Annotated in this window: 19 protein-coding genes and 1 pseudogene; 5 read left to right on the top strand and 15 right to left on the bottom strand. The window is 71.5% G+C overall.

The window, feature by feature from the left end:
* Positions 1-165: 165 nt before the first annotated feature.
* Positions 166-1,002: pseudogene (locus tag ACIPSE_RS30580) on the top strand (D-alanyl-D-alanine carboxypeptidase family protein); the annotation flags it as partial.
* A 59-nt stretch (positions 1,003-1,061) separates the two neighbouring features.
* Here the strand turns inward: ACIPSE_RS30580 and ACIPSE_RS30575 are convergent.
* From ACIPSE_RS30575 to ACIPSE_RS30505, 15 genes are all read right to left on the bottom strand, one after another.
* Positions 1,062-2,435 (bottom strand): glycosyltransferase 87 family protein, encoded by a 1,374-nt coding sequence (locus ACIPSE_RS30575; protein ID WP_401668719.1) that lies wholly within the window; start codon positions 2,433-2,435, stop codon positions 1,062-1,064.
* Complete coding sequence (gene mptB, locus ACIPSE_RS30570) at positions 2,432-3,826, bottom strand: polyprenol phosphomannose-dependent alpha 1,6 mannosyltransferase MptB (protein WP_401668717.1); 1,395 nt, start codon at positions 3,824-3,826, stop codon at positions 2,432-2,434. Before mptB ends, ACIPSE_RS30575 begins: the two co-directional genes overlap by 4 nt.
* Positions 3,827-3,950: 124 nt before the next feature.
* Entirely contained in the window at positions 3,951-4,883 is a 933-nt protein-coding gene (locus ACIPSE_RS30565) for a glutaminase (protein WP_401668714.1), read from the bottom strand.
* A gap of 49 nt (positions 4,884-4,932) precedes the next feature.
* On the bottom strand, positions 4,933-6,345 hold the full coding sequence (aspA, locus tag ACIPSE_RS30560) for an aspartate ammonia-lyase (RefSeq protein WP_401668711.1): 1,413 nt from the start codon (positions 6,343-6,345) through the stop codon (positions 4,933-4,935).
* A gap of 108 nt (positions 6,346-6,453) precedes the next feature.
* Positions 6,454-7,470 carry an asparaginase gene (locus ACIPSE_RS30555; protein WP_401668708.1) on the bottom strand — a complete coding sequence of 339 codons (1,017 nt, stop codon included), beginning with the start codon at positions 7,468-7,470 and terminating at the stop codon, positions 6,454-6,456.
* Positions 7,471-7,501: 31 nt separating this feature from the next.
* Positions 7,502-8,956, bottom strand: a complete 1,455-nt coding sequence (locus ACIPSE_RS30550; protein WP_401668706.1) for an amino acid permease — start codon at positions 8,954-8,956, stop codon at positions 7,502-7,504.
* Entirely contained in the window at positions 8,953-9,630 is a 678-nt protein-coding gene (locus ACIPSE_RS30545) for a FadR/GntR family transcriptional regulator (protein WP_401668703.1), read from the bottom strand. The genes ACIPSE_RS30550 and ACIPSE_RS30545 overlap by 4 nt, the downstream gene beginning before the upstream one ends.
* 155 nt (positions 9,631-9,785) lie before the next feature.
* A complete protein-coding gene (locus ACIPSE_RS30540; RefSeq protein ID WP_401668700.1) occupies positions 9,786-10,622 on the bottom strand; it encodes an undecaprenyl-diphosphate phosphatase in 837 nt (278 codons plus the stop codon).
* A gap of 44 nt (positions 10,623-10,666) precedes the next feature.
* Complete coding sequence (crcB, locus tag ACIPSE_RS30535) at positions 10,667-11,020, bottom strand: fluoride efflux transporter CrcB (RefSeq protein WP_401668698.1); 354 nt, start codon at positions 11,018-11,020, stop codon at positions 10,667-10,669.
* Positions 11,017-11,421 (bottom strand): DUF190 domain-containing protein, encoded by a 405-nt coding sequence (locus ACIPSE_RS30530; protein ID WP_401668695.1) that lies wholly within the window; start codon positions 11,419-11,421, stop codon positions 11,017-11,019. The genes crcB (ACIPSE_RS30535) and ACIPSE_RS30530 overlap by 4 nt, the downstream gene beginning before the upstream one ends.
* Before the next feature lie 64 nt (positions 11,422-11,485).
* Positions 11,486-11,941, bottom strand: a complete 456-nt coding sequence (crcB, locus tag ACIPSE_RS30525; RefSeq protein ID WP_401668693.1) for a fluoride efflux transporter CrcB — start codon at positions 11,939-11,941, stop codon at positions 11,486-11,488.
* Between the two features lie 59 nt (positions 11,942-12,000).
* The gene (locus ACIPSE_RS30520) at positions 12,001-12,963 is read right to left on the bottom strand and encodes an SMP-30/gluconolactonase/LRE family protein (RefSeq protein ID WP_401668691.1); all 963 of its coding nucleotides are present in this window, start codon (positions 12,961-12,963) and stop codon (positions 12,001-12,003) included.
* Positions 12,964-13,006: 43 nt separating this feature from the next.
* Positions 13,007-13,294 (bottom strand): ArsR family transcriptional regulator, encoded by a 288-nt coding sequence (locus ACIPSE_RS30515; protein WP_401668688.1) that lies wholly within the window; start codon positions 13,292-13,294, stop codon positions 13,007-13,009.
* Positions 13,295-13,503: 209 nt separating this feature from the next.
* Positions 13,504-15,063 carry a glycosyl hydrolase 53 family protein gene (locus tag ACIPSE_RS30510; protein ID WP_401668686.1) on the bottom strand — a complete coding sequence of 520 codons (1,560 nt, stop codon included), beginning with the start codon at positions 15,061-15,063 and terminating at the stop codon, positions 13,504-13,506.
* Positions 15,064-15,196: 133 nt separating this feature from the next.
* Positions 15,197-17,218 (bottom strand): beta-galactosidase, encoded by a 2,022-nt coding sequence (locus ACIPSE_RS30505; protein WP_401668683.1) that lies wholly within the window; start codon positions 17,216-17,218, stop codon positions 15,197-15,199.
* 307 nt (positions 17,219-17,525) lie between these two features.
* Here ACIPSE_RS30505 and ACIPSE_RS30500 point away from each other — a divergent pair, with 307 nt between their 5' ends.
* From ACIPSE_RS30500 to ACIPSE_RS30485, 4 genes are read left to right on the top strand one after another with little or no spacing between them, the layout of a single operon-like run.
* Positions 17,526-18,845: an ABC transporter substrate-binding protein gene (locus ACIPSE_RS30500; RefSeq protein ID WP_401668680.1), complete on the top strand. Its 1,320-nt coding sequence runs from the start codon at positions 17,526-17,528 to the stop codon at positions 18,843-18,845.
* Complete coding sequence (locus ACIPSE_RS30495; protein WP_401668677.1) at positions 18,842-19,765, top strand: carbohydrate ABC transporter permease; 924 nt, start codon at positions 18,842-18,844, stop codon at positions 19,763-19,765. The genes ACIPSE_RS30500 and ACIPSE_RS30495 overlap by 4 nt, the downstream gene beginning before the upstream one ends.
* Complete coding sequence (locus ACIPSE_RS30490; RefSeq protein ID WP_401668675.1) at positions 19,762-20,667, top strand: carbohydrate ABC transporter permease; 906 nt, start codon at positions 19,762-19,764, stop codon at positions 20,665-20,667. The genes ACIPSE_RS30495 and ACIPSE_RS30490 overlap by 4 nt, the downstream gene beginning before the upstream one ends.
* On the top strand, positions 20,664-21,695 hold the full coding sequence (locus tag ACIPSE_RS30485; protein WP_401668673.1) for a LacI family DNA-binding transcriptional regulator: 1,032 nt from the start codon (positions 20,664-20,666) through the stop codon (positions 21,693-21,695). The genes ACIPSE_RS30490 and ACIPSE_RS30485 overlap by 4 nt, the downstream gene beginning before the upstream one ends.
* Positions 21,696-21,880: the final 185 nt, after the last annotated feature.

Here is a 21,880-nt window from a genome sequence, read left to right as displayed (position 1 = left end):
GCCTCCGCGCCGCCGCCCGGCCGCCTCCGCGTCGGCGCATCCCCCTCCACGCGCCGCATGCCCCTCCGTACGCCGCATGCCCCTCCGCGCGCCGCATCGCCCGTCCGGGTGCCCGTACGGCCCGGGCAGCGCCCCGAGCGACGGGTCCGTTCCTAGGTTTGCGGTATGACCATCCGATCAACTTCCCGGGTCACCGCGTCGGCCTGTGCGCTCTGCACGGCGGGGCTGCTCGCGTTCGCGCCCGGACCGGCCGCCGCGCTCACGGGCTCCGACCCCGACGTGCCCGGCGGACCGCACGCCTCCGCTCCCTCGCCACGCCTGCTGTACCGCTCCGGTACACAGGTCAGGCCGCAGCGCGGGGTGCCGGCGGTGCCGGACGTCTCCGCGCTGTCGTGGGTGGTGGCCGACGCGGACAGCGGGGCGGTGCTCGCGGCGCACGACGCGCACCGCCCGCTGCCGCCCGCGAGCACGCTCAAGACCCTGTTCGCCCTGACCGTCCTGCCCACGCTGCCCGGCGGTGTCCGGCACCGGGTCGGCGACCGGGAGCTGGCGGACGTCGGCCCCGGGAGCAGCCTGGTGGGGGTCCGCGAGGGGCAGAGCTACCGGGTCTCGGACCTGTGGCGCGGGGTGTTCCTCAACTCCGGCAACGACGCCGTGCACGTCCTGGCCGAGCTCAGCGGCGGCTGGCGCGACACCGCCGTACGCATGCAGGCCAAGGCCCGGTCGCTCGGCGCCCTGGACACCCATGTGCGCTCGCCCGACGGGTACGACACGCCGGGCCAGGTGTCCTCCGCGTTCGACCTCGCCGTCTTCGGCCGGGCCGGGCTGCGCAACCCGGACTTCGCGCGCTACTGCGGCACCGCCGAGGCCCGGTTCCCCGGGGGCGGCGGCTGGACGTACGGCATCCAGAACACCAACCGGCTGCTGACCGGCGCCGACGGCGTCCAGCGGTACGACGGGCTGATCGGCGTGAAGAACGGCTACACCAGCAACGCGGGGAACACGCTGGTGGCGGCGGCCCGGCACGGGAGCCGCACCCTCGTCGTCACCGTGATGAACCCTCAGGCCGGTGGCGGCTTCGCCGTGTACGAGGAGGCCCGGGAGCTGCTCGACTGGGGCTTCGACGCCACCGGGAAGGTCGAGCCGGTGGGGTCGCTGGACGCGCTGCGGGTGCGCCCGCTGCCGGGGCCCGGCACGGAGACGGAATCGGCCTCGGCCGTGCCGGAGGACGGGGCGGGCTGGGGCGACGCCGGGCTCATCGCGGGTGCCGCCCTGCTGGGCGCCGGCGCGGTCGCGCTGGTGCTGCGGAACAGGGGGCGCGGCGGCAGGGGCTGACCTGTCGGCAGCCGCAGCAGCAGGCCGAGCGTGATCCAGGTGTAGAGGTTGCCGCCGAGGAATCCGTCGACGCCGGACGCGTCGTGGAACCACAGCCACACCACGCTGGTGCACAGCGTCGCGTACAGGGCGCCCGCCGCGCGCGGGTGCCCGGCGCGCACCAGAACGGCGAAGGCGGGCAGCAGCCACACCAGGTGGTGCACCCAGGTGACCGGGCTGACCAGGCACGCGGTCAGCCCGGTCAGCGCGAACGCGGCCGTCCAGTTCCCACGGGCCGCCGCCCTGCGGGCCCGTACCGCCCAGACGGCCATGACCAGCAGGACGAGCACCGCCCAGGCGATCCGGTCCGTCACCCCGAGACGGGCCAGGACGCCTTGCAGCGACTGGTTGGAGACGTAGTCCAGGCGGCCGACGCGGGTCGTGTCCCACATCGCCCGCGTCCAGTAGAAGTGCGAGGCGCCGGGCGCCGCCCAGGCCGCGAGCCCGGTCGCGGCGGCGGCCACGGCCGTCGCGACGGCGGCGGCCCGGCGCCGTCCGGTGATCAGGAGCAGCGCGATGAACAGCGCCGGGGTCAGCTTGATCGCCGCCGCCAGGCCGATCCCCCAGCCCGCCAGGCGCCCCCGCCCGGTCCTGATCAGCCAGGCGTCCATGAGGACCAGCGCGAGCAGCAGCAGGTTGACCTGGCCGAAGCTGAACGTGTCCCGCAGCGGTTCGAACAGTGCGAGACCGCAGCCGGCCAGCGCGCAGCCGTACCAGCCGAGGTCGCGCAGCGGCCGTCCGGCGAGGACACGGGCGATCAGTGCGAGGGCCGCCACGTTCAGCAGCAGGGAGACGGCGATCGCGGCCGGCAGCGGGAGCAGCGCCATCGGCAGCATCACGAGGGCGGCGAACGGCGGGTAGGTGAAGCCGTACGTCGTGCCGGGGACGCGGTAGTCGTAGATCCGGCCGTCGTGGTGCAGCCAGGTGTCGACGGTGCCGTAGTAGACGCGCAGGTCGAAGAAGTCGCGCAGCAGCGGCACCGTCGCGGTGAACACGGTGACGGCGGCGGCGAGCGCGAGGACCAGCAGGAGCCGGCCGCGGTCGGTGCGGGTCGGGTTCACGCGGTACGCCCCCAGGCCGGGGTCCGGGCGGTCTGATGGGCCTGCCACAGGACGACGACGGCCAGGGCGCCGCCGGAGACGGCGAGGACGAGCTGCCCCGTGTCGACCGGGCCGCCGCTCGGGAGCGTGGCGAGCGCGAGGACGCCGGTCACGGCGGCCACCCGGTGCCGTACCGGGGCGGTGGGGGCCGCGGCGGCGATGAGGAACAGGCCCCACAGCGCGTACCAGGGGCGGATCGCCGGGCCGAAGGCGGCGACGGCGGCGAGGCTCAGGCCGAGCGCGTACACCGGGCGCGGGCGCAGCCGCCACCAGATGGCCGCCACGACGACCGAGGTGAACAGCGCGCCGAGCACGTGCCAGGCCGGGACGGCGAAGGGCGCGAGATCGCTGCCGAACTGTTCGAGCAGGGACCGGGTGGCCCGGCCGAGCAGGCTGGTGAGCGCCCAGTTCTGCGCGGAGACCGGGGTGTCGAGGGCTCCTATCCAGCCGTAGCCGGTCCCGGCGACGGCGGTCGCGGCGACCGTGGTGGCCGCCGCGGCGGCGCCGGCGGTGAGGACCGCCTTCGCGGGCCGGTGTCCGGCGCGGATCTGGAGGACGACGACCGCGGCGAGGCCCAGTGCCGCCGGTGCCTTGACCAGGGCCGCGAGCGTGACGAACACGGCGCCGAGGACGGGCCACCGGCCCAGGGCGGCGACCAGGCCGGTGCCGAGGAGGCCGAGCATGATGGCGTCGTTGTGGGCGCCCGCGACCAGATGCAGCAGCACGAGCGGGTTGAGGGCGCCGAGCCAGAGCGCGGCGGCCGGGTCGGCGCCGCTGTGCCGGGCGAGCCGAGGCAGCGCCGCCGCCATCAGGGCGACCCCGGTCAGCGCCACGAGCCGCATCCCGAAGAGCCCGGCGGGGAGTTCGCCGCGGGTCAGCCCGGCGAGCCCGGAGGCGAGGCCGAGGAACACCGGCCCGTAGGGGGCTCCCGTGTGCCGCCACAGCGGGGCGACCTCGTCGGCCAGCGGTCCGCCGAGGTGGGCGGGGCCGTAGGTGTAGACGTCCATGTGGGCGTCGACCATGGCGCCCTGGGCGAGGTAGCTGTAGACGTCCCGGCTGAACAGGGGCGGCGCGAGCAGCAGCGGGGCCGCCCAGAGCGCGAGGACGAGCAGCAGCGCGCGCGGGCTGGGCGGGTCGGAGCCGCGCACGAGGCGGCCGAGCAGGACCCATGCCGCTATCAGCAGGACGACACCGAAGTAGACCCCGACCAGGCCCAGTGCGGCCTCCGCGTCGGCGGGCGCCAGCACCTCCCGTACGGGCAGGGCGCCCGCGGTGTCACCGCCCAGCGCGAGCACGGCGGTTCCGGCCAGGCCGAGAACCTGGCAGCGGCGGAGATCTACGGGGAAAGCCATGGCCAGCACTCGGGAAGCGTGGCAAGGGCGGGTGGCCGGAAATTGACGGGCGGCGAGCCGGGGGTGAGCCGCGGTGTGACCGGGCGGTGATCGGGGAGGTCCGGGAGCCGGCGGTGGCCGCGCCTCAGAACACGGACAGGCCCGTCAGTGTCGTGAACCGGTCCAGGGCCGCGACGCCCGCCACCGAGTTGCCCCGCTGGTCGAGTCCGGGGCTCCACACGCACAGCGTGCACCGGCCCGGGACCACGGCGATGATCCCGCCGCCCACACCGCTCTTGCCGGGCAGTCCGACCCGGTAGGCGAAGTCGCCGGCGGCGTCGTAGGTGCCGCAGGTGAGCATGACCGCGTTGATCTGCTTGGCCTGGCTGAGGGTGAGCAGGCGGCTGCCGTCGGCGCGGATGCCGTGGCGGGCGAGGAAACCGGCGGCGAGGGCCAGGTCGGCGCAGGAGGCCAGCAGGGAGCACTGGCGGAAGTACTGGTCCAGGAGGGCGGGGACGGGGTTGTCGATGTTGCCGTAGGACGCCATGAAATGGGCGAGGGCGGCGTTGCGGTCGCCGTGGTCCGACTCGGAGGCGGCGACGTCCTCGTCGAAGTCGAGGTCCGGGTTGCCGCTCTCCTCGCGCAGGAAGGCCCGCAGTTCCCCGGCCGCGTCGCCGGTACGGGTCAGGAGGCGGTCGGTGACGACGAGGGCGCCCGCGTTGATGAAGGGGTTGCGCGGGATGCCGTTCTCGTACTCCAGCTGGACCAGGGAGTTGAAGGGGTTGCCGGAGGGCTCGCGGCCCACGTGCTCCCAGAGTTCGTCGCCCTCGCGGGCCAGGTCGAGGGCGAGGGTGAAGACCTTGGTGAGGGACTGCGTGGAGAAGGGCTGCCGCCAGTCCCCCACGCCGTACACCGTGCCGTCGGGTTCCGCGACGGCCATGCCGAAGCGGCGCGGGTCGCAGGCGGCGAGCGCCGGGATGTAGTCGGCGGGACGGCCGCGCCCTGGGGTGCGCTCGATCTCCTCGGCGATGCGCTCCAGGACCGGCTCGAAGGTCATGGACGAGTTCATGATCGCCATTGTGCCTCCGGGCCGGTCCGGTCGCCCGCCCTCCGTGCGGCGGTCCGGGTCAGGCGAGGGCCTGTCCGCTGCCCGCGACGACCTCGGGGCGCAGCAGGGCGGCGAGGGTCTCGGCGGGCAGCAGGCCCTTCTCCAGGACGAGTTCGGCGACCCCCCGGCCGGTCGCGAGGGCCTCCTTGGCGATGTCGGTGGCGGCCTCGTAGCCGATGTACGGGTTGAGGGCGGTCACCAGGCCGATGGAGTTCTCGACGCTCGCGCGCAGCCGCTCGGTGTTGGCGGTGATGCCGTCGACGCAGCGTTCGGCGAGGGTGCGGCAGGCGGCCGAGAGGTGGGTGATGCTCTCCGACAGGGAGTGCAGGATGATCGGTTCGAAGGCGTTGAGCTGGAGCTGTCCGGCCTCCGCGGCCATGGTGATGGCGACGTCGTTGCCGATGACCTCGAAGGCGACCTGGTTGACGACCTCGGGGATCACCGGGTTGACCTTGCCCGGCATGATCGACGAACCGGCCTGCACCGGCGGCAGGTTGATCTCCCCGAGCCCCGCGCGCGGACCGGACGACAGCAGGCGCAGGTCGTTGCAGCTCTTGCTCAGCTTGACGGCGATCCGCTTGAGCACGCCGGACATCTGGACGAAGGCCCCGCAGTCCTGGGTCGCCTCGACGAGGTTGGCGGCGGTGACCAGCGGCAGTCCGGTGAGCGCGGCGAGATGCCGGCGGGCCGACTCGGCGTATCCCGCGGGGGCGTTGAGTCCGGTGCCGATGGCCGTGGCGCCCAGGTTGATCTCATGGATCAACTGGACGGCCTCGTCAAGACGGTTGCGGTCCTCGTCGATCATGACGGCATAGGCGGAGAACTCCTGACCGAGCGTCATGGGCACCGCGTCCTGCAACTGTGTACGGCCCATCTTGAGCACGTCACGGAACTCGACCGCCTTGCGGGCGAACGCGTCCTGGAGCACGGCCATCGACTTGAGCAGTCCACGCACCGCGAAGACCGTCGCGACCTTGACGGCGGTCGGGTAGACGTCGTTGGTGGACTGGCCCAGGTTGACGTCCTCGTTGGGGTGCAGGTGCCGGTACTGCCCCTTCTCGAACCCCAGCAGTTCCAGCGCCCGGTTGGCGACGACCTCGTTGGCGTTCATGTTGGTCGAGGTGCCGGCTCCGCCCTGGATCACGTCGACGACGAACTGGTCGTGCAGCTTCCCGTCCCGGATCTCCCGGCACGCCTCGACGATCGCGGCGGCCTTGCGGGGTTCCAGCAGCCCCAGTTCCTCGTTGGCGAGGGCGGCGGCCTCCTTGACGGCCGCGAGGGCGTCGATGAGATGCGGGTAGGCGGAGATCGGGGTCCCGGTGATGGGGAAGTTCTCGGTGGCCCGCAGGGTGTGCACACCCCAGTAGGCGTCGGCGGGGATCTCCCGGTGGCCGAGCAGATCGTGTTCGCTGCGGGTGACGGCGGCGGTCATGGGAGTGAGGGTCCTCTTTCGAGAAGGTCGAGCAGGGTGAGGGTGGGTTCTCGGGAGGGGGACCCGTGGACGCTCCGCGGGTCCCCTCGGCGGACTGCGGCCGTTTCCTCAGGCGCAGGCGGGGAACGGGACCGGCTCCAGGGACCGGACCGGTCGCACGCACCCGACCGGCTCACCGCCCCCGAGCAGCGTCTCGCCCCGGAACTCCACGAGCGACGCCGGATCGACCCCGGCCCATGCCAGGGCCGCGGCGGTGACGGGCACCCGGGCCCGGCTCGCCCCGTCGGCGATCTTCACGGCGACGGTCCGGCCGTCGGCGAGGGCGGCGACCTCGACGCCCTCGAAGCCGTCCTTGGCGAGCAGCCCCGGCACGGCGCGCATCATCGCGGCCGTGTCGCGTCCCGCGCCGGACGCCATCTCGGGATACGCGCGCATCGCGTCGGCGACGCGGGCCTCGGGCGTGCCCGGCACCGCGGAGGCGATGCGCGCACCGGCGCGGGCGAGCCCGTGCAGGGACACGGAGAACAGCGGGGCCCCGCACCCGTCGACGGTCACCGCGGCGATCCGCTGACCCGTGAGGTCCTCGACGATCTCGGCGACGGCCTGCTGGAGGGGGTGCGCGGGGTCGAGGTAGCCGTCCAGCGGCCAGTCGTTCAGCACGCACGTGTAGAGCATCGCCGCGTGCTTGCCGGAGCAGTTCTGCGCGAGCCGGGAGGGCCCGCGTCCCTCGCGGATCCAGGTGTCCCGCACGGCGGGGCCGTACGGGAGGTCCGGGACGTTGCGCAGGGCGTCCTCGGAGAGGCCCGCGAGGTCCAGGATGCGCCGGGCGCCCTCCAGGTGGCGTTGTTCGCCGGAGTGGCTGGCGGCGGCGAGCGAGAGCAGTTCGCCGTCCAGGGGCAGCCCGGCCCGGACCATGGCGACGGCCTGGACGGGCTTGAGGGCGGAGCGCGGGTAGAACGCGGCCTCGATGTCGCCGAGCTGGAGGCGGGCCTGTCCGTCCGCGTCGAGGACGACGACCGAGCCGTAGTGGATGCCCTCGACGATCCCGCCGCGGATGAGGTGGGCGACGGGAGCGTGCAGGGGTTCACGGACGAGGGGTGGGTCCGCGACGGAACTGCTGTGCATCAGGGCCTTTTCTCGGGGGACGCCGCGCGGGTCACGCGTCGGCTTCGGCGGACGGGGTGGGGGCCGCCGTACGGGCGACACGGCCGCGGACGGCGTACCAGCCGGCGACCAGCGCGCCGACGATCAGGGGCAGGCACAGCACGGTGGTGCGTCCGGCGCCGCCGTCGGCGTACATCAGGACCAGGACGGAGGCGAGGAAGGCCAGCGTCACGATCTCGGTCCAGGGGGAGCCCGGCAGCCGGTAGCCGGGGCGGGACAGTTCGCCCCGCTGGGTCTTCTGCCAGAACATGAGGTGACAGAGCATGATCATGCCCCAGGTGGCCAGGATACCGATGGCCGCGAAGTTCAGCACGATCTCGAAGGCGTCGGCGGGGACCACGAAGTTGAGGCCGACGCCGAGGACGCAGATGCCGCTGGTGAGCAGGATGCCGCCGTAGGGGACCTGGGTGCGGCTCATGACGCCGGTGAACCGCGGGGCGGAGCCGGACTTGGCCATGGAGCGCAGGATGCGGCCGGTGGAGTAGAGGCCGGAGTTCAGGGAGGACATGGCCGCGGTGAGGACGACCAGGTTCATCACGCCGCCCGCGGCGGGGATGCCGATGTTGGACAGGACGGTGACGAAGGGGCTCTCCCCCGCCGTGTACTTGTTCCAGGGCAGCAGCATCGACAGCAGCAGCACGGAGCCGACGTAGAACAGGGCGACCCGCCACATGATCGAGTTGATCGCCTTCGGCATGATCTTCTCGGGGTTCTCGGTCTCGCCGGCGGCGACGCCGACCAGTTCGACGGAGGCGTAGGCGAAGACGACGCCCTGGATGATCAGCAGCATGGGCAGCAGGCCGCTGGGGAAGATGCCGCCGTTGTCGGTGATCAGGGACGGCCCTGGGGTGGTGCCGGCGACGTCGTGCTGGGTGACCAGCAGGAAGATGCCGATGCACATGAAGATCACCAGCGCGCTGACCTTGACGATCGCGAACCAGAACTCCAGCTCGCCGAAGATCTTGACCGAGATGAGGTTGACGGTGAGCACGACCGCCAGCGCGATCAGGGCGATCACCCACTGCGGGATGTCGGAGAACATGCCCCAGTAGTGGGTGTAGGTGGCGACCGCGGTGATGTCGGCGATACCGGTGGTGGCCCAGTTGAGGAAGTACATCCAGCCCGCGGTGTAGGCGCCCTTCTCACCGAGGAACTCGCGTGCGTACGACACGAAGGCGCCGGAGGAGGGGCGGTGCAGGACGAGTTCGCCGAGGGCGCGCACGACGAGGAACGCGAAGAGACCGCAGACGGCGTAGGCGAGGAAGAGGGAGGGGCCGGCGTCGGCCAGGCGCCCGCCCGCGCCGAGGAAGAGTCCGGTGCCGATCGCACCGCCGATGGCGATCATGTTGACGTGGCGGGACTTCAGCGACTTGCTGTAGCCCTCGTCTCCGGCGTCGACATGGGTGGAACGTTTCTGCACGTCGTCGTGCAGGGTCTGCTCGCTCACGCCGCAGGTCCGCCTTCCGTGGTGGTGCTCGTGCGCGGGGACCGCACGATGTCGGTGAGGGTGGTCTCGACGCGGTCCAGATGGTGGGACATGGCGTCCACCGCGTCGATCTCGGAACCGTCGATCAGGGCCTCGACGATCGCCCGGTGCTCGCGGTTGGACTGCTCGCGACGGCCACCGAGTTCGTTGAGGAAGGCCGACTGGCGGGCCAGCGCGTCCCGGATCTCCTCGATGACCCGGCGGAAGACCGGGTTCTGGGCGGCCTCGGCGACGGCCAGGTGGAACAGGGTGTCCATGGCGACCCAGGCGGTGGTGTCCGTCTCCCGCTCCATGCGGTCGAGCAGATGGGCCAGGTGGTCGAGGTTCTCCGGGGTGCGGCGCAGGGCCGCGTACCCGGCGACGGGGATCTCGACGTGTCGGCGCACCTCCAGCAGATCGCTGGCCGCGTAGTCGCCGAAGGTCGGGTCCTCCACGGTGCTGGCGACCACGAAGGTGCCCTTGCCGGTCTTGGAGACGGTCAGGCCCATGGTCTGCAGGGCCCTGAGGGCCTCGCGCAGCACGGGCCTGCTGATCTCCAGCGTGCGGCACAGCTCGGCCTCGGAGGGGAGCTTGTCGCCGACCGCGTACGCGCCGCGCTCGATGGCGTCGCGGAGGTGGGCCAGGACGGCTTCCATGGCACTGATCCGACGCGGGGGCTGTCCGGCTGTCCGGCTGTCTGACAGGTTCACGGGAGTGATACTCCGGGCGGAGCGAGTCTCCTGTCAAGACCGGCGGAGGGAGACGTTCCCCGGGGTGCGGAGAGCACGTGCCCTCGCGCACCCCGCGCGGTTCAGCCGCTGAGCGCACCGGTCGCCAGCAGCCCGAAGAGCAGCAGGCCGACGACGATCCGGTAGACGACGAACGCGTTGAAGGAGTGCTTGGCCACGAACTTCAGCAGCCAGGCGATGGAGGCGTAGGCCACCACGAAGGAGACGGCGGTGCCGACGACCAGCGGGGCGGCGCCCGCTCCGGTGCCGAGGGCGTCCTTGAGCTCGTAGATGCCGGCGCCGGTCAGCGCGGGGATGCCGAGGAAGAAGGAGAGCCGGGTGGCGGCCACACGGTCGAGGTCGAGCATCAGCGCGGTGGACATGGTGGCGCCGGAGCGGGAGAAGCCGGGGAAGAGCAGGGCGAGGATCTGGGAGCCGCCGACGAGCATCGCGTCCTTGAAGGAGGTGTCGTCCTCCCCGCGCTTGTGGCGGCCCATCTGGTCGGCCGCCCACATCACGCCGCTGCCCGCGATCAGGGAGCCCGCGACCACCCACAGCGAGGCGAGGGGGCCCTCGATGAGCGGCTTGGCGGCGAGGCCGACGACGACGATCGGGATCGTCGCGAAGACGACCCACCAGGCGAACTTGTAGTCGTGGTGGTAGCGCTCCTCCTTGTCGCGCAGCCCTCGCAGCCAGGCGGAGACGATCCGCACGATGTCCTTGAAGAAGTAGACGAGCACGGCGGCGATCGCGCCGACCTGGATGACGGCGGAGAACCCGACCACGGCGTCGTCGTCGACGGGGATGTTCATCAGCCCCTCGGTGATCTTGAGGTGGCCGGTGGAGGAGACGGGCAGGAACTCGGTCACCCCCTCGACGGCTCCGAGGATGACGGCCTGGCCGACGCTGATGACGCTCATGGGATCCAGTTCTTCCGGCGGGAGGGGCAACGGCGGGGACTGTTCTACACCGCCTGTGCAAGCTCCACGCCGGCGAAAGCGGCCCCGAGACCCGCCGCGAGACTCGCCCCGACGTTGGCCAGGGCGTACAGCCCGGCGCCCGTCTCGGCCAGCCGCAGCGTCTCGTACGAGAAGGTCGAGTACGTGGTCAGCGCCCCGCACAGGCCCGTGCCGAGCAGCAGGCGCAGGTCGGGTCCCGCGGCTCCGGTGAGCAGGCCGAGGACCAGGCAGCCGCCGACGTTGACCGCGAAGGTCCCCCAGGGGAAGACCGAGTCGTGGCGGGACTGGACGGCCCGGTCGGTGAGATAGCGCAGCGGGGCGCCGACCGCGGCCCCCGCGGCGACCAGTAGCCAGTTCACAACCGCTTCTTACCTTCCGTGTCCGTTTTGCCGGCGTCTGTTCCCGGGTCCCCCGCGGGTTCGGTGTCCCTTCCGACGTACCGGATCACCTCGCAGTCGTCGAGGATCACCAGGCCCTCGGTGACGAGTGCGTCGAGCTGGGGCAGGAAGGCCCGGACGCGTTCGTCGGTGTCGACGATGACGATCGCGACCGGCAGGTCCTCGCTGAGGGACAACAGCCGGGAGGTGTGGATGCGGGAGGAGGCGCCGAAGCCCTCGACGCCGCGGAAGACGCTGGCGCCCGCGAGTCCGGCGGCGTGGGCGCGGTGCACGATCTCGCTGTAGAGGGGCTTGCGGTGCCAGGTGTCGTTCTCCCCGACGAACACGGTCACGCGCAGGGCGCTGCCGGTCAGCCTGGTCATGACTGCCTCCGCTTCATGGCTGTCTCCGCTCCATGACTGCCTCCGGTTCAGGACTGCATTCGCTTCAGGACTGCATTCGCTTCAGGACGCGGCGGGTGGCGGTCGCGGCGAGCCACACCGCCGTGAGGGCCGCGAACAGGGTCCCGGCGAGGTAGGCCAGACCCGTGCCGGGGTGGCCGGCGTCGACGAGGTTGCGGATGTCGACCGCGTAGGTGGAGAAGGTGGTGAAGCCGCCGAGGACGCCGGTGCCGAAGAAGGGGCGGACGAGGCGGTGGGCGACCCACACGTCGGTGATGAGCACCATGAACACGCCTATGACCGCGCAGCCGACGACGTTGGTCCAGAAGGTCGCCCAGGGGAAGCCGCCCGGCTGGAGCGGCCACCACAGGGAGAGCGCGTAACGGGCGGTGGCGCCGATCGCCCCGCCCAGGGCGACCACGGCCACGACGGGGAGCTGCCCGCGCCACTCGGGGCGCGGGGGTGCGTCGGTGCGGAGGCTCTCGGCCTCCTGGGCTGACATGCTGTGCGTCTCCTGCCTGGCCGGCCCGGTCCTGGCCGGTCAACAGGGTAACGCCGGGCTCATTTACCGGCGGGCGGCTCGCACAGGGCCACGCCCCGTTCCCACACACTCCCGAGGACGAGCTGACCGGCCGCCTCGCAGACGCTGGTGACCATCCGGAACCCGGAGCGGCGGCGGGTGAGGTGGTGCACGACGGTGCCGTGGTCGTCGACGGCGAGGACACCGATCGTGCCGGTGGGGCGGTAGGGGGCACGGACCGCCAGGCGGCCCGCGGCGCGGCGTACGCCCGGGGCCGCGCGGTGCAGCAGGTCGAGCGCGGCGAGGCGGGGACCGGCGAGGGAGACCCAGACCGGTCCGTCGGGTCCCGCGCGCCAGATGTTGTCGGGGGCGCCGGGGAGGTTCTCGACGAAGGGCTCGGTGTGTCCGGCGCGGGGGCCGGTGAGCCAGTACCGGGTGAGCCGGTGGGCGCCGGTCTCGGCGACCACGAGGAACGATTCGTCACCGCTCAGGGCGATGCCGTTGGCGAACTGGAGCCCGTCCGCGAGGACTTCGGGCGTCTCGCTGCCGGGCGCCAGCCGCAGGAGCCGGCCGGTGCCGGTGTGCTCGACGATGTCACCGATCCACTGGTCGAGCGGATAGCGGCGGCTGGAGACGGTGAAGCAGACGCTGCCGTCGGCGAGGGCGACGGTGTTGCTGCAGAACCGCAGCCGCTCCCCCGCCACCGAGTCGGCGAGGATACGGACCAGTCCGTCGCCCAGGTCCACGCGGAGGAGCCCGCGTTCGGCGTCGCAGACCAAGAGATCGTCATCGGCGAGGAGTTCGAGCCCGAGCGGCCGGCCGCCGGTCTCGGCGAGCACCTCGACGCGGGTCGTGGCGGGGTCGGCGAGGCCGTCGAGACGCAGGATGCGGCCGTCCGCGACGCCGGTGAGCACCCGGCCCCGGCTGTCGGCGACGACGTCCTCGGGGCCCTGACCGCCGAGGGCGACGTATCGGCGCGGGACCAGTTGCTGTGCGTGTTCCACGGGCGACCGCCTCCTGTCCTGCCGGCCGTCCGGCCGGTCCGCTCTACCAGCCCTTCTCGAACATGCGCGCGACCTCGGCTATGCGCATCTCGTCGCGCCGGTAGAAGATCCTGCGCCGGATGCGCTTGGTGCGCAACAGGCCGACGCGGGCCAGGAGTTCGAGGTGAGTGTCGGCGATCCGGCGGCGCACGCCGAGCTTGTCCGCGACGGCGTCGGAGGTCACCCCGTCCTCGACGAGGTCGCCGTGGCGGGGTGCCGGGAAGTGGGTGACGGGGTCCTTCAGCCATTCCAGGATGTCCAGTCGCCGTTCGTTCACAGGAGTCCTCAGCATGGCGCCCCCTTCCGGTTCAGACTCCGCTTGGCACGTCCTTTCCACTGTCCCGCAGACGACGGAGCCGTGTAGGGACTTCTCCTACCTTGTCCGGTACCGAACGTCCCTGCGACACAGGGCCGTTCGGCCCTGGTGGAAAAGCGCGCGGAAGGCGACGCGCCGGGGCCCGGCCGGGCCGTCGCGGCCGGGCCGGGCCCCTCCCGGGACGGTCAGCGGTGGCTGAACCAGGCCGTCGCGGGCTGCGCCTTGTTGTCGTAGTCGAACAGCGCCTGGTTCTCCCAGCCGTTGCCGGAGGAGGAGTCGGCGGGGTCCCAGCCGTTGCCGGTGACGGCGGTCCAGGTCGACTCCCAGTAGAAGACGCCGAGGCCACGGCCGCCCGGCACGGCTTCCACGATGCTGGTGACGTCGTTCATCCAGCGGGTCTGGCCGGCCGTGGTGGCGGGGTAGCCGGAGACCAGTTCGCTGTCGAGGTCGATGATGTTCTCGAACGAGTCGTCGCTGTCGAGGCGGAAGGGGTAGGCCGTCTCGGCGACGAAGACCGGCCTGGCGTACCGGGAGGCCGCGTCGTCCAGAGTCGTCTGGAAGTCGGCGAGCGAACCGTGCCAGTAGCCGTAGTAGGACAGGCCGATGACGTCGAAGGTCACACCGGCCGACACGGCGTTGTCGAACCACCAGCGGGTACCGGTCAGATCGCCGCCCTTGGCGAGGTGCAGCGCGACCTGGGTGGAGGAACTGACCGCCTTGACCGCGCTGTAGCCGGAGTTGAGCAGCCCGGCCAGCTGCGACCAGTTGTCGGTGGAGCCCTCGGACCAGAGCATGCCGCCGTTGATCTCGTTGCCGACCTGGACCATGTCGGCGGTGGTGCCCTGCGCCTTCAGCGCGTTGAGGACGTCGTACGTGTGGTTGTACACGTCGGTCTTCAACTGGCTGTAGGAGTGCCCCGTCCACGCGGCCGGCTTGGTCTGGGCGCCGGGGTCGGCCCAGGTGTCCGAGTAGTGGAAGTCGACCAGCAGCTTCATGCCCTGCGCCTTCGCGCGCTTGGCGAGCGCCAGGACCTGCGTCTTGCCGTTGTAGCCGTCGGCCGCGTTCACCCAGACCTTGACGCGGGCGTAGTTCTGTCCGGCGGACTTCAGGATCGCGAGCGCGTCGCCGGTGGTGCCCGAAGCGGTCCGGTAGACGCCGCCCAGGGCCTCGCTCTTGGCGAGGGAGGAGATGTCGGAGCCCTTGATGGCGGTGCTCGTGCCGCCCGAGGTGAAGGTCAGGTCGTCGACGTTGATCCAGTTGCCCGCGTTGGCGTTGGAGTTGACGCTGATCGTGCACTGGTTGTTCGTCACGGCGATGGACGTGACGATCCGTATCCAGCCGCCGGCGGAGACCGGCAGGTCGGTCCGCTGTTCGGCGCTGCCGCAGTTCTTCAGGGCGAGGTAGGCGGAGTTCTGGCCGCCGCCGGAGCGGACCCATGCGGTCAGCGTGTAGGTCCCGTTGGTCAGCCCGGACAGGTACTGGTAGGTCTCCACCGTGTAGGCGGCGGAGGCCCAGTGGGTGAGCCGGTAGCTGCCGGCGTGTCCGCCGGACTCGACGTAACTGGCGGCGGTGGAACCGTACTCGGACCAGCCGGAGGGGGTGGCGGCGCCCGCTCCGTCGGTCTCGAAGCCGCCGTTGGTGAGGGTGCTCGCCGCCTGGGCGGTCTGCGCCGGTACGGCGGTCAGGGCGAGCCCGGCCACGAGCGGCAGCAGCAGGGCTCTGAGGGTGCGTCTGGGATGGAACATCTTCGTCCGGTGTCCCTTCGACATCATGGGTCGGGGGTGTTCCTGCGCCGGGGCGGCGAAGGGCCCCTCCGCCCGCGGCTTGTGCGGCTCGCGCGGGCGAAGGGGAGTTGTCGGGGTCCGCGGGGACCCGGGGTCAGCCGTCGAGCCGGACGACCCGGACCGTGCCGGCCGGGACCTCGATGCGGCTCGTGGCGCGCTCGCCGGTCAGCAGCTCGGTGCCGGCGCCCTCCAGCGGCACCTTGACGTCGGCGCCGGTGTGGTTGATCGCGAACAGGAAGCTGCCCGACTCGCCGGTGCGGCGCACGAGTTCGACGTCCCGGGGCAGGTCGGCGCGCGGGGTGACCTGCGCGTCCTCCATGGCCCAGCCGAGCAGGGCGTCCAGGCCCTCGGCGCCGAGCCGGGTGGAGACGTACCAGGCGGTGCCCTCGCCGAGGCGGTGCCGGGTGACGGCGGGGTGCCCGGCGGTGAGGCCGTCGGCGTAGGTCCAGACGGTCTCGGCGCCGCGCGGGACGACGAACTCGGTCCAGACGTCGCCGCTCAGTTCGGAGCCGTCGGGGCCGGTGAGGCGCACCGAGTGGTCCGCCAGCAGCGGGGAGAACTCCTCGACGGTCAGGCCCAGTACGTCGCGCAGCGGGCCGGGGTAGGCGCCCTCGTGCACGGCGTCGTGCTCGTCGACGATGCCGGAGAAGTAGGAGACGACGAGGGTGCCGCCGCCCTCCACGTACTCCTTGAGGTTGTTCCCGGCGGCCTCCGTCATCAGGTACAGCGCCGGTACGACGACAAGGGGATAGGCCGACAAGTCGGCTTCGGGGTGCCGGAAGTCGACGGTGAGGTGCCGGTCGTAGAGCCCTTCGTAGAACGCGTCGGCGCGCTCGCGGGCGTCGTGGTCCTCGCTGGGCCGCCAGTCCAGGCCCTGCGCCCACCAGGAGTGCCAGTCCCACAGGACGGCGACGTCGGCCTCGGTGCGGGTGCCGCGGATCGCGTTCAACGAGTCGAGGGACGCGCCGAGTTCGACGACCTCGCGCCACACTCGGGTGTCGGTGCCGGCGTGCGGGAGCATCGAGGAGTGGAACTTCTCGGCGCCGCGCCGGGACTGGCGCCACTGGAAGAACATGGCGCCCTCGGAGCCGCGCGCCACATGGGACAGGGAGTTGCGGGCCATCTGGCCGGGAGCCTTGGCGGGGTTGCGGGGCTGCCAGTTGACGCCCGAGGTGGAGTGCTCCAGGAGGATCCAGGGGGCGCCGTCGGCGACGGAGCGGGTGAGGTCGGCGGCCATCGCGAGGTTGACGTGGGTGCGGCGGCCGTCGGTGATCAGGTAGTGGTCGTTGGTGACGATGTCGACCTCGCGGCCCCAGGCCCAGTAGTCGATCGAGTCGCACTGGCTCAGGGCCGTCATGAAGTTGGTCGTCACCGGCACACCGGGCGCGAGGCGGTGCAGGATGTCGCGCTCCATGACGAAGTTCTCGCGCACGGTGACGTCGGCGAAGCGCTTGTAGTCGAGGGCCTGGGCCGGGTTGCCGACCGTGGGTGACAGGCGCGGCGGGTTGATGTCCTCGAAGGAGCCGTAGCGCTGGCCCCAGAAGGCCGTGCCCCAGGCCGCGTTGACGCCGTCGACCGTGCCGTAGGAGCTCTCCAGCCAGCGGCGGAAGTGGGCGGCGCAGGAGTCGCAGTAGCAGGCCGAGACGGGGACGCCGTACTCGTTGTGGACGTGCCACATGGCCAGCGCGGGGTGGTCGCCGTAGCGGTTGGCCAGCTGGGTGGTGATGTTCGCGGCGGCGGCGCGGTAGTCGGCGTTGCTGTGGCAGATGGCGCCGCGGGAGCCGAACTCGTAGCGGGCGCCGTCCTCGCGCACCGGCAGGGCCTCGGGGTGGGCGCGGTAGAACCAGACCGGCGGGACGACCGTGGGGGTGCCGAGGTCGACGCGTATGCCGTTCTCGTGCAGCAGGTCGATGACGCGGTCGAGCCAGCCGAAGTCGTACTCGCCGGGGGCGGGCTCCAGGAGGGCCCAGGAGAAGATCCCGACACTCACCATGGTGACACCGGCCTCGCGCATCAGCCGGACGTCCTCCTGCCAGACGCTTTCCGGCCACTGCTCGGGGTTGTAGTCCCCGCCGAAGGCGAGCCTGGTGAGGCCCTTGGGGGTGGCTTCCGGCATGGATCTCTCCCGTTTAATCGATCATTTGGGAACGTGCACACACTCGATCAGCGGTGCGAGCCCAACATAACCGCACAGCAACAACCATTGACAAGTGTCCGGGATGTTTCTCTACTGTGAACGCTCACAGAAGCACGCGGCCTCGCCGGAGGGGCGCGCCGGTGCCGAGGGAGCGAGCGCGCGGAGGCCCGCAGGGCTGAGCACGGTCGGTCCCTCGGCACCGGCGAAAGCGCCCCGGAGGCGAGTCGCGGTCAAAAAGGTGCGGGTTCTCGCAGCAGGCGGGAGCCCTGGTACAGGGGAGAGATCCATGCCCATCACGAAGCGCCGCCGCCTCGTGGCGTCCACCATCGCCGTCGCCCTCGGCGCGACGGCCCTCGCCGCTTGCGGCTCGTCCGACGACGACACGAAGACCGCATCGGGACCGGTCTCGCTGACGTACTGGACCTGGACGCCCGGCATGGACAAGGTCGTCGATCTCTGGAACAAGGGCCAGGGCAAGAAGGACCAGATCACCGTCACGGTGAAGAAGCAGGCGTCCGGCGACACGCTGGTCACCAAGATCCTCACCGCGCACAAGGCGGGCAAGGCCCCCGACCTGGTCCAGGCCGAGTACCAGGCGCTGCCGACCCTGGTCAGCAACGACGCGCTCGCCGACATATCCGGCAGCGTCGGGGACGCGAAGGGCAAGTTCGCCGAGGGCGTCTGGCAGCAGACCACGCTCGGCACGGACGCCGTCTACGCCGTCCCGCAGGACATCGGCCCGATGATGTTCTACTACCGGGAGGACCTCTTCAAGAAGTACGGCCTGACCGTCCCCACCACCTGGGACGAGTTCGCCGAGACGGCCCGCGCGCTGAAGAAGAAGTCCAAGGACACGGACCTCACCACGTTCTCCGCCAACGACTCCGGTCTCTTCGCGGGCCTGGCCCAGCAGGCCGGCGCCAAGTGGTGGACGACCTCCGGCGACAAGTGGAAGGTCGGGATCAACGACGCGGCGACGAAGAAGGTCGCCGACTTCTGGGGCGGCCTCGTCAAGGAGGGCGCCATCGACAACCAGCCGATGTACACCCCGGCCTGGAACAAGGCGCTCAACACCGGCAAGCAGATCGCCTGGGTCTCCGCCGTGTGGGCGCCGGGCACCCTGACGACCGCCGCGCCCGACACCAAGGGCAAGTGGGCCATGGCCCCGCTCCCTCAGTGGTCCGCCGGCGAGAACGTGACCGGCAGCTGGGGCGGCTCCTCCACCGGCGTCACCACCGACTCCAAGCACCAGGAGGCCGCCGCCGAGTTCGCCGCCTGGCTGAACACGGACGACGCCGCCCTCCAGGCGCTGGCCAAGGAGAGCGGCATCTACCCGGCCGCCTCCAACGCCCAGACGTCCGGCGCCTTCACCACCGCGCCCGACTACTTCTCGAACCAGGCCGACTTCTACACGAAGGCCGCCGAGATCGCGAAGACCACCGCGCCGTCCGCCTGGGGCCCGAACGTGAACGTCGCCTACACGGCCTTCAACGACGCGTTCGGCGCCGCCGCGAAGAACAAGTCGGACTTCTCCGCCGCCCTGGACACCATGCAGGACACCACCGTCGCCGACCTCAAGAAGCAGGGCTTCGGGGTCTCCGAGTGACGAGCGCACGCCGGAAGCCGTACGGGGTCAAGGGGGCCCCGTACGCCTTCCTCATCCCCGCCACGACCCTCTTCCTGCTGTTCTTCGCGCTGCCCATCGGGTACGCGGTCTGGCTCAGCTTCCGCAAGGTCCACGTGTCCGGGCTCGGCCTGGGCAAGGGGGCCCGCGAGGAGGTCTGGGCCGGCCTGTCGAACTACACGGGCGCCCTCCACGACAGCGAACTGCTGCACGGCGCCCTGCGCGTCCTCGGGTACGGCTGCATCGTCGTGCCCGTCATGCTGGGCCTCGCCCTGCTGTTCGCCCTGATGCTGGACACCGACAAGGTCCGTCTCGCCCCCTTCACCCGCCTCGCGATCTTCCTGCCGTACGCCATCCCCGGTGTCGTCGCGGCGATGCTGTGGGGCTTCCTGTACCTGCCGGACGTCAGCCCCTTCTACTACGTGCTGGAGAAGCTGGGCCTGCCGCAGCCCGACCTGCTGGACGGCGGTCCGCTGTACGTGGCCCTGTCCAACATCGCGGTGTGGGGCGGGACCGGCTTCAACATGATCGTCATCTACACCGCGCTCCAGGCCATCCCGGCCGAGGTGTACGAGGCGGCGAAGCTCGACGGCGCCACCCCGTTCCAGATCGCGCTGCGGATCAAGATCCCGATGGTGGCGCCCTCACTGGTGCTGACCTTCTTCTTCTCGATCATCGCCACGCTCCAGGTGTTCAACGAGCCGACCACCCTCAAGCCGCTCACCAACTCGGTCTCCACCACCTGGAGTCCGCTCATGAAGGTGTACCGGGACGCGTTCGGCACCAACGACATCTACGCCGCGGCGGCCCAGGCCGTGATCATCGCGCTCGCCACGCTGCTGCTGTCCTTCGGGTTCCTGCGGGCCGCGAACCGTCGCCAGAAGCAGGAGGCAGCACGATGAGTTCTCTTGCCGTACGCAAGACCGAGCCGGCCGCCGGGACGACGCCCGGCACCGCCCAGGGGCCGCCGCTGCGCCGCCGGATCGCCCTGGTGCCGACGGTCGCCCTGCTGATCGGCGCGCTGTACACGCTGCTGCCGGTCGCCTGGGTGGTCATCGCGTCCACCAAGTCGGGCGACGAGCTGTTCTCCACGTTCACGTTCCTGCCGGGGTCGGGCCTCACCGACAACCTCAAGGACCTCAACGCCTACCGCGACGGCGTCTACTGGCAGTGGATGGGCAACTCCGCCTTCTACGCCGGGTTCGGCGCCCTGCTGTCGACCGTCGTGTCGGCGTTCAGCGGTTACGCGCTCGCGACCTACCGGTTCCGGGGCCGCGAGTCGATGTTCAACATCCTGCTCGCCGGGGTGCTGATGCCGCCGATCATCCTCGCCGTGCCGCAGTACCTGCTGCTGGCCCAGGCCGACCTCACGGACTCGTACCTGTCCGTGCTGCTGCCGCAGATCCTCTCGCCGTACGGCGTCTACCTCGCCCGGATCTACGCCGCCGCGGCCGTGCCCGCCGACGTCGTCGAGGCCGGGCGGATGGACGGGGCGAGCGAGTGGCGCATCTTCACCCGGGTCGCGCTGCCGATGATGATCCCGGGCATGGTGACGGTGTTCCTGTTCCAGTTCGTGGCGATCTGGAACAACTTCCTGCTCCCCTACATCATGCTCAGCGACGACGAGAAGTTCCCGATCACGCTCGGCCTGTACACGCTCCTCGAACAGGGTGCCAACACCCCGGCCCTGTACACGCTGGTGATCACCGGCGCCTTCCTCGCGGTGCTCCCGCTGATCGCGCTCTTCCTGGTCATCCAGCGCTTCTGGAGCCTCGATCTGCTCTCCGGGGCCGTAAAGTCATGACCATGAGCAACACGGGGGGCAGGCGCAGGCCGCCGACGATCCACGACGTGGCGCGTGAGGCCGGGGTCTCACGCGGCACGGTCTCCCGGGTCCTCAACGGCGGGCACTACGTCAGCCCGGCCGCCCAGGAAGCCGTCAACGCCGCGATCAAGAAGACCGGGTACGTCGTCAACCGGCACGCCCGTTCACTGATCACCGGCCGCTCGGACTCCGTCGGCTTCCTGCTGACCGAGCCGCAGGAGCGGTTCTTCGAGGACCCCAACTTCAACGTCCTGCTGCGGGGCTGCACCCAGGCCCTGGCCGCGCACGACATCCCGCTGCTGCTGATGCTGGCGGGCACGCCCGACGAGCGGCGGCGCATAACGCGGTACATCACCGCCGGTCACGTCGACGGGGTGCTGCTGGTCTCCAGCCACTCCGCCGACCCGGTCGCCAAGGAGCTGCACGAGGCGGGGGTGCCCCTCGTTCAGTGCGGCAAGCCCATGGGGCCCGGTTTCAAGGTGAGTTACGTGGCCGCGGACGACCGGGACGGCGCCCGTGACATGGTGCGCCATCTGCTGTCGCTGGGGCGTCGCCGGATCGGTGTGGTCACCGGCCCCCTGGACTCCCCGGGCGGCGTCGACCGCCTCGCGGGCTACAAGGAGGTGCTCGCGGAGGCGGGCGTCGAGGTCGACGAACGGCTGATCGTCTCCGGCGACTACAGCCGGGCCAGCGGCCAGGCGGGCGCCGAGCGGCTGCTCGCGCGGGCACCGGACATGGACGCCGTGTTCGTGGCCTCCGACCTGATGGCGCAAGGGGTGCTGGCGGCCCTGGAGCAGGCCGGGCGGCGGGTGCCGCAGGACATCGCGGTCGGCGGTTTCGACGACTCGGCGGCGGCCCTCGCCGCCCGCCCCCAGCTCACCACCGTCCGTCAGCCGTACGACCGCATCAGCGCCGAGATGGTCCGCGTGCTGCTCGCCCAGATCGGCGGCGAGGACCCGGCCGCGGTGATCCTCCCCACGGAACTGGTCAAGCGCGACTCGACGTGACGCGAGGGTGCGGGTGCGTGCCGTCGCGCGCGGCGGCACGCACAGAGGGCGGAGTGCCGGAGCCGATGCCGAGGGCGCCCCGGCCCTGACCGACCGGGACGACGCGCCCGCCGGGCCCGGGAACCCCGCGGGCCCGCGCCGTGCACGTGGTGCGATACGGCAGGACAGGGCGGCCCCTGCCGCGG

Origin of the sequence: Streptomyces sp. NPDC090106 (genome assembly GCF_044747265.1) — a bacterium.
Lineage (GTDB): Bacteria > Actinomycetota > Actinomycetes > Streptomycetales > Streptomycetaceae > Streptomyces.
Note: the sequence above shows the minus strand (reverse complement) of the source record. Positions and strands in the feature narration are given on the sequence as shown.